Below are 1116 nucleotides of genomic sequence, written 5' to 3'. Positions count from 1 at the left end.
ACTGCCCTTAATGTAACTTTGGAATGTAGTGATACTCAAGGATTGGCCAATGCACAAGCTGCACTACCGATTGCAGCCGATTTATGTGATACCGATGTAACCAATATCATCAAAGTAAGCGGTTCGTTTGTACCTTCACAATGTATAAACTCTGGAACCTATACCAATACATGGACAGTAACAGACGCCTGTGGAAACAACTCTCAAACTTTTACTCAGGTAATTACTATCCAGGATACTACGGCTCCAACATGGACAACCACAGCTGACGCACTAAACGTTACCTTACAATGTAGTGATGATGCAGGTTTTAATGCTGCGCAAAATCAGGCACCAGTTGCTACAGATAATTGTGGAGGAACAGTAACTTATACCAAAACAAGCGGCACCTTACAAAAAGGAAGTTGCGGAAGTACCGGAACATATACTAATACATGGGTAGCAAAAGATGTTTGCAATAATTCATCAAGCACCTTTACTCAAGTAATTACAATTCAGGATAGTGCCGCACCATCATGGGTTACAGTAGCGGGGACGTTAAATGTAACTTTAGAATGTAGTGATACAGCAGGGTTGACAGCTACACAAGAGCAGGCACCAGTTGCAAATGCAAAATGCACCATTGTTACTTATACAAAAACAAGTGGCCCGTTTATACCAACGCAAGGATGTTCTAACGCCGGTACTTACACTAATACATGGATCGCAAAAGATGATTGTGGAAATGCTACCGATATTTTCACACAGGTAATCATTATCCAAGATACTACTGCACCAACATGGGCAACAGAAACAGCTTCTTTAAATAAAACTATTCAATGCAGTGATGCTGCCGGATTAGAAGCTGCTCAGGCCTTATTCCCTGCTGCAACTGATTTATGTGATACAAATGTGAATAACATTGAAAAAACAGCTGGTCAGTTTGTAGCTTCTGAAGGATGTTCTAATGCTGGTACATATACGAATACCTGGATTGTAAAAGACGATTGCGGAAATACTTCTGAAACCTTCACTCAGGTAATTACCATCGAAGATACTTCTGCACCAACATGGACTACCGTTACTGCATCTCTTAATGTAACTTTAGAATGTAATGATACAACCGGATTGGCATCA

The 1116-nt window shown here is 40.5% G+C and carries 1 protein-coding gene; it reads left to right on the top strand.

The window, feature by feature from the left end:
- The coding region (locus tag Q7C23_RS23245) for an Ig-like domain-containing protein (protein WP_375034731.1) at positions 1 to 1116 on the top strand (1116 nt) is incomplete at both ends.

This window comes from Flavobacterium sp. LAR06 (assembly GCF_041946075.1).
Lineage (GTDB): Bacteria > Bacteroidota > Bacteroidia > Flavobacteriales > Flavobacteriaceae > Flavobacterium.
The sequence above is the reverse complement of the archived record's forward strand: the minus strand, read 5'-3'. Positions and strand labels throughout refer to the sequence as shown.